Annotated in this window: 9 protein-coding genes; 1 reads left to right on the plus strand and 8 read right to left on the minus strand. The window is 44.1% G+C overall.

From position 1 onward, the window contains the following. Window positions 1-1,720, minus strand: a 1,720-nt coding sequence (locus tag BACCELL_RS15360; protein WP_007212799.1) for a SusC/RagA family TonB-linked outer membrane protein, incomplete at its 3' end; no start/stop codon positions are given. A 585-nt stretch (window positions 1,721-2,305) separates the two neighbouring features. On the opposite strand from BACCELL_RS15360, the gene BACCELL_RS15365 reads away from it, so the two are divergent. After that, window positions 2,306-6,409, plus strand: a complete 4,104-nt coding sequence (locus BACCELL_RS15365; protein WP_007212803.1) for a hybrid sensor histidine kinase/response regulator transcription factor — start codon at window positions 2,306-2,308, stop codon at window positions 6,407-6,409. Between the two features lie 158 nt (window positions 6,410-6,567). Here the strand turns inward: BACCELL_RS15365 and BACCELL_RS15370 are convergent, their stop codons facing one another. From BACCELL_RS15370 to BACCELL_RS15400, 7 genes are all read right to left on the minus strand, one after another. Then, the gene (locus tag BACCELL_RS15370) at window positions 6,568-8,499 is read right to left on the minus strand and encodes a biosynthetic peptidoglycan transglycosylase (RefSeq protein WP_007212804.1); all 1,932 of its coding nucleotides are present in this window, start codon (window positions 8,497-8,499) and stop codon (window positions 6,568-6,570) included. 72 nt (window positions 8,500-8,571) lie between these two features. Then, entirely contained in the window at window positions 8,572-9,777 is a 1,206-nt protein-coding gene (locus BACCELL_RS15375) for a hypothetical protein (RefSeq protein WP_007212805.1), read from the minus strand. A 138-nt stretch (window positions 9,778-9,915) separates the two neighbouring features. Then, window positions 9,916-10,560 (minus strand): ATP-binding cassette domain-containing protein, encoded by a 645-nt coding sequence (locus BACCELL_RS15380; RefSeq protein WP_007212806.1) that lies wholly within the window; start codon window positions 10,558-10,560, stop codon window positions 9,916-9,918. Between the two features lie 12 nt (window positions 10,561-10,572). Then, window positions 10,573-12,123 carry a DUF4836 family protein gene (locus BACCELL_RS15385; RefSeq protein WP_007212807.1) on the minus strand — a complete coding sequence of 517 codons (1,551 nt, stop codon included), beginning with the start codon at window positions 12,121-12,123 and terminating at the stop codon, window positions 10,573-10,575. A 24-nt stretch (window positions 12,124-12,147) separates the two neighbouring features. Beyond that, window positions 12,148-12,846 carry a 16S rRNA (uracil(1498)-N(3))-methyltransferase gene (locus tag BACCELL_RS15390; protein ID WP_007215519.1) on the minus strand — a complete coding sequence of 233 codons (699 nt, stop codon included), beginning with the start codon at window positions 12,844-12,846 and terminating at the stop codon, window positions 12,148-12,150. Window positions 12,847-12,853: 7 nt separating this feature from the next. Next, window positions 12,854-13,453 carry a bifunctional nuclease family protein gene (locus tag BACCELL_RS15395; RefSeq protein WP_007212809.1) on the minus strand — a complete coding sequence of 200 codons (600 nt, stop codon included), beginning with the start codon at window positions 13,451-13,453 and terminating at the stop codon, window positions 12,854-12,856. A 42-nt stretch (window positions 13,454-13,495) separates the two neighbouring features. Continuing rightward, window positions 13,496-14,752, minus strand: coding sequence for a nucleoside permease (locus BACCELL_RS15400; protein WP_007212810.1), 1,257 nt, complete (start codon window positions 14,750-14,752; stop codon window positions 13,496-13,498). Window positions 14,753-14,925: the final 173 nt, after the last annotated feature.

The raw sequence follows: 14,925 nt of genomic DNA on the forward strand, positions 1-14,925 counted from the left end.
AGCGTTCGTCAAAAGAGTAGAAGGCACGTCCGAAGAAGGAAGCGATGGAATTCACCACGCGTGAACCGGTGGTAGTGGAAGTGGTGACATCACCTGCACTCAGGTCGGGAGTTGTATTACTCAGGAATCCTGTGGCTGTACCTACTTGTGTCTCCCAGTTGGAGTGTGACATTTCCTGACCTACCATTACGTTGATGTTATGTTTTTCTGCAAACGTATTATTATAAGTAAGGATATTGCGCCATGACCAGTATTTGGTGTTGGTCTTGGTCCAACGTGAGGTACGTGTGTCGCTTGTTTTGATACCGAACTGGTAGTCTGGCTGATAATAATAATAGTTATTGAAGTTCCAGTCAGCTGATAATTCCGTCTTGAAAGTCAATCCTTTCAGTAGGTTTGCTTCCAGATAGGTATTGAAACGGAAGTTGGTTTTACGGTTATTGTTGGTGCGTATGGAAGCAAGTCCTACGGGATTTTCAGGCATCCACACATCGTCCGGACCGTCGAAGGAACCATCGGGAGATGTAACGGCGACCGTAGGTTGCTGTATCAGTGCGCTCATAATCGTATTATTGTCGGTACCGACATTTTGCTTGGATTCAGCAAACGAGAAGTTTACACCTCCGCGTAACCACGATTTGATTTCAGTATCGATATTGGCGCGCAGGGAAAGACGTCGGAAGCTGGACCCTAATGCAATACCGTCTTGATCGAGGAATCCGCCGCTAAAAGCATAAGTGGTTTTGTTGTTACCGCCACTGACAGAGATATTATGGCTCGTCATGAAGGCTTTGCTGAACAATTCGTCTTGCCAGTTGGTACCTTCGCCAAGTAAGTCAGGGCGTACGAAAGAACTGCTTTGTTCTACCAGACCAAGAGCCGAGCGGTCATTGTGATGCTGTGCATACTGTCGTAGGTTCAGCATATCCAGTTGTTTAGGCATTTCCTGCCAGCCCGCATATCCGTCGTAGGTTACGGTTGCTTCGCCTGCCTGTCCGCGTTTAGTAGTAATCATGATGACACCATTGGATGCGCGCGAACCATAGATGGCGGTTGCCGAAGCATCTTTCAGTACGTCCATGGATACGATGTCCGACGGATTGATGCTTGATAAAGGGTTGCTGTTTTCATCGTCAGTAGCAGAGTCCACCACTACGCCGTCTATCACGAAGATAGGCTGGTTGGTGGCGTTCAGTGAGTTGATACCACGGATGCGGATAGAGGTGGATGCACCCGGTGTACCGGAGTTTGCCTGAATCTGCACACCGGCAGCGCGGCCTTGCAATACCTGATCGATAGAAGTCGGAACCGACTTCTTGATGGCCTGATCATTTACCGATACCACCGAACCCGTCAGGTCCGAACGTTTCATCTGTCCGTAACCTACTACAACGACTTCGTCCAGCATCTCAGTGTCTTCCTTCATCGTGACATTGATTTGTGTCTTCCCGGCTACAGAAATTTCTTGTGTCTTGTAGCCCACAAATGAAATTACGATGGTACTGTTGGATGGAACATTCAGTGTAAAGTTACCGTCGATGTCGGTAATAATACCGTTACTGGTGCCTTTCTGCACTACGCTCGCACCGATAACCGATTCTCCTGTGGCGTCCTTCACCACACCTTTCACAGTGATATTCTGTGAAAATGCCCATAGAGGTATCAGGCATAATAAGAATAGAAGCCCCAAAGGCTTAAAACAATAATTTGTGCATTTCATACTGAAATTAATTTAGTTGGATAACAATAATATTCTCTTTCCTTAATAAAGATGTGAAGACATGTTTTTCATTCTCAAGTTTCCATATTTGCATTTATCAGATTAAAGGGTTAAACATTGCTTTTTCGTTTGTGACAAAGGTATTCTATAAAAAGAAAAAGCGGATATTTAATTGTAGCCTGTGTTACATTTAAATGTAACATGACTTTTCTCTGTGTTACAAAATCATTCGCTGGTGTTACGTCCCAGGTTTGTTGACGTCCGAAAGATAGAGAATTAAGTGATAAATCCCATATTCCTTTCACTTATATCATTTATTCCTTTCATCCGTATCAATAAGAGGGCTGATGCAAAAGGTGGCATCTTTTGCTGTAAAAGATGCCATCTTTTGTATCATTAGATGCCACCTTTCGATGTAAAAGATGCCATCTTTTGCAATAGATGTATAAGGCTTCCTGGCAAAAGGGTTTAATGTTCCGCCCCTTTAGGTATAATGCCGAAGAGATAAAGAGCATATATGCAATGGCTTCCCTGTCCATTTCGAAAGTTTTTCTTATCTTTGCTTGCCTTTAAGTATAAAATGCAATGAAAACAGCTCTTAATAAAATCCTCCTTATAGTCTTATTGCTATGTTTGACCGTCCTGCCTTTGACGGCACAAACCGGTAAATTCTATTCTACTAACAACGAATTGTCCAGCAGTCTTATCAACCAGATTTTTCAGGATAAGCGCGGATTTATCTGGATAGCTACTGAGTACGGACTGAACCGTTTCGACGGACTTCGTTTCTCCAACTATAAGCATATATCCGGCGACTCCACTTCCATTAAAAACAATTATGTGCGCACGCTTTTTGAAGACAGCCGGCAGAATCTGCTGGTAGGTTGCATCGACGGGTTGATGAAGTATGATTCGGAAACGGATACTTTCCGGGAGATTCCAATGATACGTGCGGGCAAGCGGGTTTTTCCACACATCACGCAGATGCAGAAATTGCATAATGGTGAGATCTGGGTGGTAACTACCGGACAGGGTATTTTCCGTTTGGACGAAGAGAAGCAGCAGGCGGAGTCCATTGACGCCATCATGAGGCAAGTGAATTATAACTTCCAGTCGAATTTATACGAAGATTCTGATTATAATATCTGGATTGGTACGGAAGGGCATGGATTGATTTGCTATCTGCCCGCTACGCAAGAAGTCCGTGTGTTCAGATATCCGGTGATTAATGATAACTATGTGTCGGCTATTGGTGAAGATAAGTACGGGAATCTATTCATCGGTACTCAAAAGCATGGCTTGTCCCGTTATGATCGTGAGCAGAACCGCTTTATTCCTGTTCCCTATACGGGTAGCGAGGAACTGTCCATCTATTGTTTGACACTGGTGGACGACCGTCTGTTGATAGGCACCGACGGTCAGGGATTGAAGACTTACAACCGGATGACCGGGAAGATAGAGGATTATAGTATCAATTCCGCACCGCTGGATTTTTCGGAAGGAAAGATACACGCTATCATGGAAGACCGGGACAAGAACCTGTGGGTAGGATTGTTTCAGAAAGGTATTGTACTGATGCCCAAGCAGGAGAATCCGTTTGAGTATTATGGCAACAGGTCCATTTATTATAATCCCATCGGACAAGGATGTGTAATGTCCATCTACCAGGATAGTAACCGTCACCTGTGGGTAGGGGCGGACAATGAGGGAATCTTTGAACTGGATGCGGAAGGAAAGAGGCTGCGGCATTATCAGCCCGGCAATAACCCGCGTTCGATGGCTAATACGATTATGTGTATGTACGAGGATACGAACGGAGATTTCTGGCTCGGCACGTACACCCGGGGACTGGCAAAACTAAACCGGAGAACCGGTGAGTGCGAATATCCGCTGCCGGTGGACAATGAGAAGATTTTCTCGATTACGGAAGACCGGCATAAGAACCTTTATATCGCTACTTTCGGTTCGGGTTTCTACCGCTATAATCTGGTGACAAGGGAGTTGAAACATTATGAGTCGTCTAAAGATGAGTCGGGCGACCTGACCCGGAATGAACTGGCAAATGACTGGGTGAACTACATCTTCTGTGATAGTGAGGGAATGATCTGGCTGGGACACTATAAAGGTATCAGTTGCTTCAATCCGGTGAATGAGAGTTTCATTAACTACCGCAATGTGAATACTCTGATTGAAGACCGGGTAGGGTATGTTTTGCAGGAAGACCATGCCGGAAATATTTGGGCAGGTACGACGGACGGACTCTATCGCTTCAATAAGAAGACCGAAGAACTGACCTGTTTTACGGTGGCGGATGGTTTGCCTAATAATGTAATCTGTGGAATTTGCGAAGACGAGGAACATAATATGTGGATCAGTACCTATATGGGTATCTGTAAGTATAATGTCGAAAACAACCGTTACATCAATTATTATGCGGGTGACGGATTGCAGGGAAACGAGTTCACGCACGGCGCATTCTATAAAGATCAGGCGGGAAAAGTCTATTTCGGCGGTATAAATGGTATTACCTATTTCCAGCCTTTATCCATAGGGAGTGTGCTGAAAGACACCAAGGTCTGGATTACGGACTTCTTTATCTTCAACCAGCCTGTGCGGAAAAATACGCGTTCGGGAAGGCATACCGTTATCTATACGTCTGTGCCGGATGCGAATATGTTCCAACTGGCTCATTACGATAATACGTTCAGTATCATCTTCTCCACGTTGCAGTATAACAATCCGGAGCAGATATCCTATCAGTATAAGATTGAGGAATTGAGCAACCAGTGGCTCAGCACCGAGCCGGGTGTGAACAGGGTGACTTACAATAATCTTCCGCCGGGCAAATATACTTTCCATGTGCGTGCACTGAGTCACGGCAATCTTTCGGAGATACGTACGGTTAAGATTCTGATTACTCCGCCTTGGTATGAGATGTGGTGGGCGTATTGCATTTATGTTTTTCTGCTCGGCTTGCTTGTATTGGGCATTGTGAATTACATCCTGTCGCGTATGCGCCATCGCCGTGAAATCATGAAGCGCGAACATGCCGAACAACTGAATGAAGCAAAGCTACAGTTCTTTATCAACATCTCGCATGAAATACGTACTCCGATGACGCTGATCATTAATCCCCTGGAGAAGTTGTTGGCCGAAAAGAAGGGAGGGGAAGTACAAAAGACTTATCTGATGATTTACCGGAATGCACAACGTATTCTTCGTCTGATAAATCAGTTGATGGACATCCGTAAACTGGATAAGGGACAGATGTTCATGAAGTTCCGTGAAACGGATATGGTTGGTTTCATTGATGATGTGATGCTTACCTTTGATTATATGGCGCGGAAGAAGAAGATACATTTCAGCTTCGAGCACGCTATGCCGCAGTTGAAGGTATGGGTGGATATGAATAACTTCGACAAGATATTGATGAATATCTTCTCCAATGCCTTCAAGTATACACCGGAGCAGGGTGAAATTACGGTTTCGCTTTCTACCGGGCGCGATGCTACCCGTCGCGATCCTCTGAAGGAATATTTTGAAATAACGGTCACGGATAGTGGTATCGGACTCGACCGGGAGAAGATAGAGCGCATATTCGAGCGTTTCTATCAGATAGATAATGATGTGACGAAATCGAATTTCGGTACGGGTATCGGTTTGCATTTGTCCCGTTCATTGGTGGAACTGCATCATGGCATTATCTTGGCAGAGAACAGGGAAGATGCTCCGGGCAGTCGTTTCGTGATCCGTATTCCTTTGGGTTCAGCACATCTGCGTACGGACGAACTGGAAGATGTGGAAGCACTCATCACCCCTCATGCCGTGCTGGTTAAACCGGAAAAGACGGACTTGGAGGAAGTCTTTGAAGAAGAAGAGGGTGAAGAGGATGAGGAAAGCAAGAAGACTGGTAAGGCAAAGAACCGTATGCGCATATTGATAGTGGAAGATGAGGAGGAGATTCTTTCTTATCTGAAAGAAGAATTGGAAGGGGACTATCGGATAATGACCCGGAAGAATGGCAGGGAGGCTTATGATACTATTCTTGCAGATACTCCTGATTTGGTAATCAGCGATATTATGATGCCGGAAATGGATGGTCTGTCACTTTGCCGGAAGATTAAGCAGAATACGAATGTCAATCATGTGCCTGTAATCTTATTGACTGCCAAGTCGAAACCCGAAGATACCATGGAGGGAATGGCAACCGGTGCGGATGCTTATATGGTGAAGCCTTTCAATACGGAGCTGCTGAAGAGTACGATTGCCAACTTGCTTGCTAACCGTAAACTGCTGAAGAGTAAATTCAGTGGTGCGCAACAGCAAGAGGACAAGGTGCAGAAGCTGAGCATGAAATCGGCGGATGAGATATTGATGAGCAAGATAATGAAGGTTATCAATGAAAACCTTTCCAATCCGGATCTGAATGTAGAGATGTTGGCGGCAAATGTCGGTCTAAGTCGCGTCCATGTACATCGGAAGCTGAAAGAACTGACAAACCTTTCGGCACGTGATTTTATCAAGAATATCCGTTTGCAACAGGCTGCCGCACTGCTGAAAGAGAAGAAACTGACAGTTTCCGAAGTAGCTTATGCTACGGGGTATACGAATCTGTCACATTTCTCCAGTTCTTTCAAGGAGGTGCATGGGATGTCGCCTAAGGAGTATATGTTGGCACATCAGGGGTAGGTTTTAGGAATTTATTTATTATGGATGGGTTATGAATTAATTCACCACAGAGTAACACAGAGTTTCACAGAGTTTAATCAATTTGAAATCAAAAGAATAGAACTCCGTGAAACTCTGTGTTACTCTGTGGTGAAAACTCATTACTCTCCCGTTTTGCTTTATTGCCAACTTTCACTTACGAAACTTGATTTAGCCACTCCTTTTAGTACCACATTATTAATATTTACCTGTGCCGCTTGTGCATCGGTTATCACTTCTTTCTTGGCTAATCTTTCCGCAATCAGGCGGAAGTAGCCTTCCTGGCTTTCTTGCAGCCGCCCATCTGCCGTAAATGAGTTTTTGAAGTGTTTCGGTTTAGGAACGATAGAAGCCAGGAAAATACTTTCTTCTAAACTTAACTGTGAGGGGCGTTTGTTAAAGTAGAAAGATGCCGCTTCGTGGATGCCGTAAACCATAGGCCCCCATTCCGCTATGTTCAGGTAAACTTCGTACATGCGTGCCTTCGGAGTGAGGTGCTCGGTTTCGATGAGCCAGACGATAAGCGCTTCTTCCAGTTTGCGGGCAATGTTTTTGTTACGGTTCAGGAAAACATTCTTCACCAATTGCATGGAAATCGTGCTACCTCCGCGGGCAAACTTGCGAACTTCCAGGTCATGAATCAGAGCTTCTCGCATGGCATCCGGCAGGAATCCCCGGTGATAGAAGAAAGCTCCGTCCTCACTCTGCATGACAGACATTTGCAGCAGAGGAGAAATGCTGTCCAAGGGTGTGAAATTCTCCCATGACGGACCGACTGGGAAGGTGTATACGGGCTGTCCGTTCTCGTACGCTGTATAGATAAACTCATCGGACATCTTACCTAAATCCGTTTTTCCATAATGGAGAATACGGAAATCTTTTTCTTTCAGTTCCGACTCAAACTTCAAGCTATCCAGTTGAGAGAAATCCACATCCAATAGAAAGTGATAAGCTAATTGTCCGGTAGTGCCGAGACCTTCCAGGTTTTCGAAAAGTCCTTTGGGCAATGAACCGAACAACTCTTCCGAAGGGAACCAGGGTTTCCGGACAGAAGCTATAAAATGCCACTCTTTCTTGTCTGTACTTTTTCCGATACATTCTGCCTTTAAATAAGGATGGAAGGTCAGTGCATTGAAACGTACAAGGCTGGTACTGTCCAGTTCTACGGCTTGCGGACTGACATTTACGTGGAAATCCAGTTGTCCGCGATCCAGGTTGATCGTCTCGGGTGACAACCGCTTATGATATACCTGCAATCCTCGTACTTCCGACTGACCAACCAAACATGTAAGCCCGTTGTTAGTTTTTTCCTGTGAGAAGTTGCACGTCAGACTATCGAACTGTACTTCTGCACCGAATCGGCGGTGGATATAAGGAACAGTCAGTTGTGGAGCATGTAAAGTTGCATGCAATCGCCTTTCCGAAGGATTAAATTCTCCTTCGATATTCCATTGTTGGTTCAGGCTGTCTTCCAGAACTGTTATTTCTGATTGGAAATGATAGTCGTCAATCACAAAGCGGGGAATACGGAAGCTGACGAAATTATGGTCTTTCCGCTCAGTGATTGTAAGATGGGTGAGTTCACCGTTTCCGGGTAACAGGCCGAAAAGGAGATTTAATGTTGTATTGATGCGACGGGTGTAATCGGTACTGGTATTGCTTTCATTGGAGGCAGTTACTTCGGAAGAGGGCAGGAAAAGGAAATCATAGTTGGCTGTAGAGTCTTTTTTTATGAAATTGAGTGAGAGTCCGTCCAGACGGACTTCTTTGATCTTGATATCTCCCCACAGCAGTTTCCAAAGACCGATACGGATATTGAGAGATTGAAGGGAAAGCAATGTATCTCTTTTCTGTGGAACTACATTCAGGCCGTCGATAGAGATCGTATTCAACCCCTTCATGTGGAGTTTGTTGTAACTGATGTCTAACCCGTAACGCTGTTCCAGTCTGGTAATGCGTTTATCTGCGATATGGCGCAGTAGGCTTCCCCGGAAGATGAAAATACCTGTTGATAAAAGAAATAGCAGCATGAGACATGCTACTATTACTTTGGTTATTTTTCGTTTTATCATACTCTTTACTTTTCGGGCGCAAAGGTATGGATAAAAATGTAAGTTGCTACTCTTGGAGCCTAAAAACAGTAATCATTTGTTTCCTTTCCAGATGGAGAGAACTTTCTTTCGTATCAGGAGGATGTTTAAAGCGGATACCACTATAAATAAGATACTTCCGGCAAGGATACAGGGCAGAAGAGAGCCTGTTTCCAGTTGTGGAATAAGAGTTTGCAGGACTCCGGTGTAGTAAGATCTTAACCAGACTACACCAATGACGGCGAGGAGCAGTACCAGTAAATTCAGGCCTACGGTCAATACATGATAGGGCAATGCGACTTTAGAAGGACTGTAACCTATTAATAGCAGGTTTTCTAACTTTGCCGTATTCTTCTGAAGCAGCAAGAATACACTTAACATCAGGATATAAAAAGACAAGATACTGATAAATAGTCCTACTCCCGAAACAATGCCTGTGATGAGGCGGAGGAAATAGGTTGTTTTTCCGGCATCCAGATTGTCTCCTTCGGTTTCATAGTTCTTTTGTTGGAAGTAGTCGGTGATGGCTGTATCTGTGGGATTCTTCACTTCCACGATGAGGCGGGAGGGTTGCGCTTCCCGTTCGGGGGCGAAATTCTGATTTGCCCACTCCATAAAAGATTGAGGCACAAGGATGGTATTCAACCGGTTGGAGAAACCGACGATATTTCCTTTGTATTGTTCTACACGTCCGTTGCCACGCATGTTGATATCCATTTGTATCAGTCCCATCACACCTTCCGATAATTTCGGCAAGTTGCGGCTTTGCGCAAAACCAAAGTTGTAAAGGTTCAGATAATTGCGGGGAATGATGATAGGTATGGTTTGTGTACCTTCATCAAAGTGCCACTTGTCCAGGCTGACATCGACAAAAGCATCGGGAACAGATTCAAAAAACATATCCGTAGAAATACGGATACCGGCCTGTTGCATTCCCAACCCTGCCGACACTTTGAAAAGGGTAGGTGTGAAGGCGCCTACGCTGCGTGTAAAAGGTTGTGCTTCCAGTTCTTTGATTTCATCTTTGGAAAAAGTATTGCTTTGTCCGGTAATGCTGCCAAGAGTGCTGATCTTTTTGGTAGCGATGATATAATCCTTCTTCATGAAACTGTCTCCCTGCGTGAAGACGGGAAGAACATCCTTATAAAATTGCACGCTTAACAGTACAATCAGCATACCGAAGATGTTGGCGAGAAAAAAGCCACTTAATTGTCCGATGCTGATGTGCTGGCGAAGAAGTTTCCAAACAAGCTTGTTCATTGAAATTATATGTTTTTGTTAAATGATAATTTAGCGGCGTAGTTATGCTATTCTGACTATCTCAATTCCCCTCCTCCGACGGAGGAGGAGAATTTAAGATACTTCCGCGTAACAATTCTCTCGCCGATAAATTATCATTTATAGTTTCATCACTTTATTATATTCTAATTCTATATGTTTTCCAATGGAAGTAACAATTATTCCTGCGCCTTGCCGTTCGGCTTCTTCGGTCAGCATGCGTCCCATAAGTGTGCCGTTATCATCATCTAGGTGGCTGATAGGTTCATCCAGAAAGATGAAATCGAACGGTTGGCAGAGGGCACGGATGAAGGCTACACGTTGCTGTTGTCCGAAAGATAACTTTCCGGCTTTCTCGTTTACTTTCTCAGCGATACCGAGTGTTTCAAAAAGTGCAAGGATTTCTTTTTTCTTCTTATAATTGGTGAGTCGGTTCTTCAACTGAACGTTTTCCAAAGCCGTCAGCTCCGGGAAAATGCGCAGCTCCTGGAACAGCATGCTCAGCGAATGTTTTCGCAGTTCTACCCACTCATGAATGGAGAGCGAGCGGATATTGCGTTCATCAAAGTTGATAATACCTTGGTAATCGTGGCGATATCCGTAGATATAGCTGCACAGAGAAGATTTACCTGTGCCGGAAGCAGCTTCTATCAGATAACGCTCTCCTTTTCGTAGCACAAGGTCTTGATGCCACACGTCGGATGTGATGGCATCCCGGTCGGCAAACACTTGGGGAAGTGTTTGCCTCAGATGAATGATTTCCATTATTTATCGGGATTAGATGCCTGCAAACCCTTTGATGAAGTTTACGATCTGTTTCAATGCATTTACATTCTTGTCTTTCAGCTGAATGACCATGTCTGCATCATTATTGGAATTGCCGGTTGCTTCTACATAAGCTATCTTATCAACCAGAGCAAAAGCCGTTGCATATTGTGAACCACCGTATTCCGACAGCATTTTCACAATCGGCAAAGCGAGAACCGCTTCTGTATTAATAACGAAAGCACCATTCTTACCTTTGATATTAGATGCAAATTCGGTATCTTTGATTGAAGGATTAACTGTTTTATCTATGCTCTTGTACAACATTTCGTCATTCGTAGCATACAAGCTATTATTGCGGACACCAAAGAATATATTCAGCATTCTGGACTTATATACATATTCGTTCTCACCCAGTTTCAGGATATCTTCTCCACGTTTCAAGCCCAGTTCATTCTTCTTTTCATACAGTAATTGTACGGGTGTCGCACTCTTTACACTGGCGTACATCAGGAAAGTGGGAGCATTGTCCATTGTGAAGTTTATCAGTCCCATTGCCATATCTTTCTGGAATGTGCCGAACAACTCTTTTACTTCATTGGCCTTGGCAATGGAGAAGTTCTTTTGGAATTGCTCGTTCTCCAGTAGCAGGTTATAGAATTCCTCTCCGTTGATACCTGCGCTGATATACATCAGAGTCGATTTCGGGAAATATTTCAGGAAAGTATTCTCTATGGGGCAGGTTGCTTTCTTTTGCTTATCGAACAAGGCTTGCAGTTCAGGACTTTCAGTGAAGTTTTCATATTTCATGCTGATCTTACCTTTTTCGAAAGAAAGACTTCCCAACATCTTCAGATCCTTCATGTTAAAAGGCATATCACTTTCTTTGATCATATTGGCGTAAGGACCTATCAGACTTGCCGGAGAGAGCATAGCATCGATATCCCCACCCATTTTCTGCATTTTCTTGAAAACGGCAGTTGAAACAATACTGTTTTCATTGGTCTGTTTCAGCAGTGCAGGAATATCTTGCTTGATTTTTTCAAGTTGGGTAGTACCTTTGTAATTAGTTAGCATAAGTACTGAAGGAGTGTATGCCATGAATACCTGATTACCCATTTGCGTGAACTGAAAGCCATCTCCACTTGCCAGGGGCTGACAAACTTTCTCTTTCTCTAATGTTTCCAGCAGCGCGTGCAGGTCGTCCTCATTGCTGACTTTTGCAATTACAGTAGTGGGAAATGTCTCAGTATTGAAAACGTATAAAGGTGCCGATACGTCGATTCCCGATTTCTTCGGATCTTTCATAATCATTTCCACTTGTTGGAATGTTGCGGCATTCATGCCACTCTTCATAGCATCCGTCAGCTTTTGCTGCGCTTCTTTGTTCTCCTTGTCATTGAGTCCTGCTTTATCAACCAATGATTTCATGTTGATACTGACTACCGTAGAGGCATTGGCAGGAATAACATTCGTATATTCGAACTTCTTCTCGGAACATGCGCTGACAAGAGCTACCACTACAGCCATCAACGCCAAACGGGGAAACAAACTTTTCTTCATACAATTCTTATTAAAATGTGATTATCATTGATTTTGCAAGTTCAGTGTATGGCAAGCCACCAGAGCAGCCGTCTCTGTGCGTAGCCTCGACTTACCCAGACTGATGGGAGTAAAGCCGTTTTCTATAGCCTTTTGTACTTCTTTTTCACTGAAATCCCCTTCCGGACCTATCAATACCAGTGCATCTTCTCCTTTGCGGAACACATCTTTCAGCAGCGGCTTTTCTCCTTCGTAACAGTGCGCAATGAACTTTTGCCCTTTGAAGGGCTGTGTGATGAACTTATTGAAATCCGTCATCTCGTTCAGTTGTGGCAAACGTGCTTTGAGGGATTGTTTGATGGCAGATACCAATATCTTGCTGATACGCTCTGTTTTGATGACTTTCCGTTCAGAGAAACGACAGTTCAGGAAAGTCAGTTCATCGAAGCCTATCTCAGTCGCTTTTTCTGCAAACCATTCTGTACGGTCCATATTCTTGGTAGGGGCCATTGCAATGTGCAGATGCCCGTTCCATAAAGGTTCCTGATAAATGGTTTCCAGGATGTTTACCATGCAACGTTTATTGGTGGCGGCACTGATTTCTGCGCGATAGAAATTACCTTTACCGTCCGTCAGCGTAATCTGATCACCGATATTAAGGCGCAGTACGCGGACACAGTGCTGGGCTTCTTCTTCGGGAAGTTCGGCACGGGTTTGTATGTCGGGTGTATAGAATACGTGCATAAGTTTATTACTGTTCTTTTCGTTTGGAAATTTCATCCCTAATGTGGGCGGCGCGTTCGTAATTCTCATTAGCTATAGCTTCCTGCAAAGCTTTTTGCAGCATTTCCATTGTATCTCCATGGAAGAATTCATCTTCGTGTGGAGAAGGATTCTCTCCCATGGGAGCTATGCTTCCCGCTTCGCTTTCCTTTCCGGTTTTAAGTTGTTCCGACTCCAGAATTTCTTCGTAGATAAAGATCGGAGCTTTCATCCGTAAAGCCATTGCGACTGCATCTGATGTACGGGCGTCCATACGAATGATAGCATCATCTGCTTTCAGATAGATATAAGAATAGAATACACCGTTGTCTACCCTGTAGATAAGGGCACGCATCATGTTTACCCCTAATACTTCCAAGCATGAAGCGAAAAGGTTGTGGGTCAACGGGCGTGGCGGAACAATTCCCTTCAGGCTGATTAACATCGCTTGTGCTTCTGCCGCACCGATGATAACCGGTAATTGACGGGCACCGTCCACTTCTCCCAATACGAGGGCATAAGCTCCTGCCTGTTCCTGACTGTTGGAGATGTTTAGTACTTCCAGTTCTATTTTTTTCTTTTTATCCATAATCTTTTTCCGAGTGGCGGCAACTGCCAACCACTTGCTTACTTACTTTTTATTTACTGCTTCTTCCGGCCGGTGCTTGTACTTGAACACCAAGGCGAACAATATACCGATGACCAGTGCGTAAGCAGCAAAAATAAGCCAAATCTCAGGCCACTCACGACTTACCAGTTTGCCGTCGGCGTATACTGAGAAAGCATCTACTACGGCACCGCTGGCGTATCCTCCAATAATGGCGCCCAAACCGTTAGTCATCATAAAGAATAATCCTTGGGCACTGGCGCGGATATTGGAACTGGTTTCTTGTTCAACAAACAACGAACCCGAAATGTTGAAGAAATCGAATGCCATGCCATAAACGATCATGGATAGGATTAACATCCACAAACCGGATCCCGGATCTCCAAAGCCGAACAATCCGAACCGGAATACCCATGCAAACATACTAATCAGCATTACCTGCTTGATTCCGAAATGTCTCAGGAAGAAAGGTATGGCAAGAATAAACAATGTTTCGGACATTTGTGAGATGGATAGCAGGATAACCGAATGTTTCACGCCAAAGGAATCTGCGTATTCCGGAATACTGGCAAAACTACCCAGGAAAAGGTCACCATACGTATTGGTAATCTGTAACGCTGCTCCCAGAAGCATGGAAAACAAGAAGAAAATAGCCATTTTCTTTCTTTTGAATAATACAAATGCATCCAGCCCTAAAGAAGAAAGCAGTGATTTGTTTCCGGTCTTGGCAGGTTTACATGCCGGCAGGGTGAAAGCATACAGGCCCAGCATTAATGCAGATGCACCACCTACATAAAGTTGAGCGCTTGAATTCTTGAATCCGGTAAGGTCTACTGCCCACATCGCACAGATAAACCCAATGGTTCCCCATACGCGAATGGGTGGGAAATCCTTGATCAGATCACACTTATATTGTTCAAGTGAATTGTATGAAACTGTATTGGCCAGTGATAAAGTAGGCATATATACCAATAAATTGAGTAACATTGCCCAATACATCTGGTCATATCCCGTAGCGGTAGAGGCATAGAAAAGGCATGCGGCTCCTATAATGTGGCAAAGTCCGTATAAACGTTCAGCATTGAACCATTTATCGGCAATGATACCAATGATGCCGGGCATAATTAGAGAGGCAATGCCCATGGTTGCGAAGATTGCGCCGATTTGGCCTCCTTCGAAGTGTAGTTCTCTACCCATGTAACCTCCTAATGAAATTAACCATGACCCCCATACGAAGAATTGCAGGAAGTTCATGATAATCAAACGAACTTTTATACTCATGACTTTTCTAATTTGTGTGTTTTCTTTTCACATTAAATAATAGATGCAAATATAATATTTTCGTTGATTGCGTGAGCAAGTTAATTAATAAAAAGCGCATAAAAGTGAAGAAAGGTGAAGAATAGATGATGAAAAGCGGAATGGCTAAGAGGTATATAAAAAAAGAAGGCTAT

This window comes from Bacteroides cellulosilyticus DSM 14838, assembly GCF_000158035.1.
Taxonomy (GTDB): domain Bacteria; phylum Bacteroidota; class Bacteroidia; order Bacteroidales; family Bacteroidaceae; genus Bacteroides; species Bacteroides cellulosilyticus.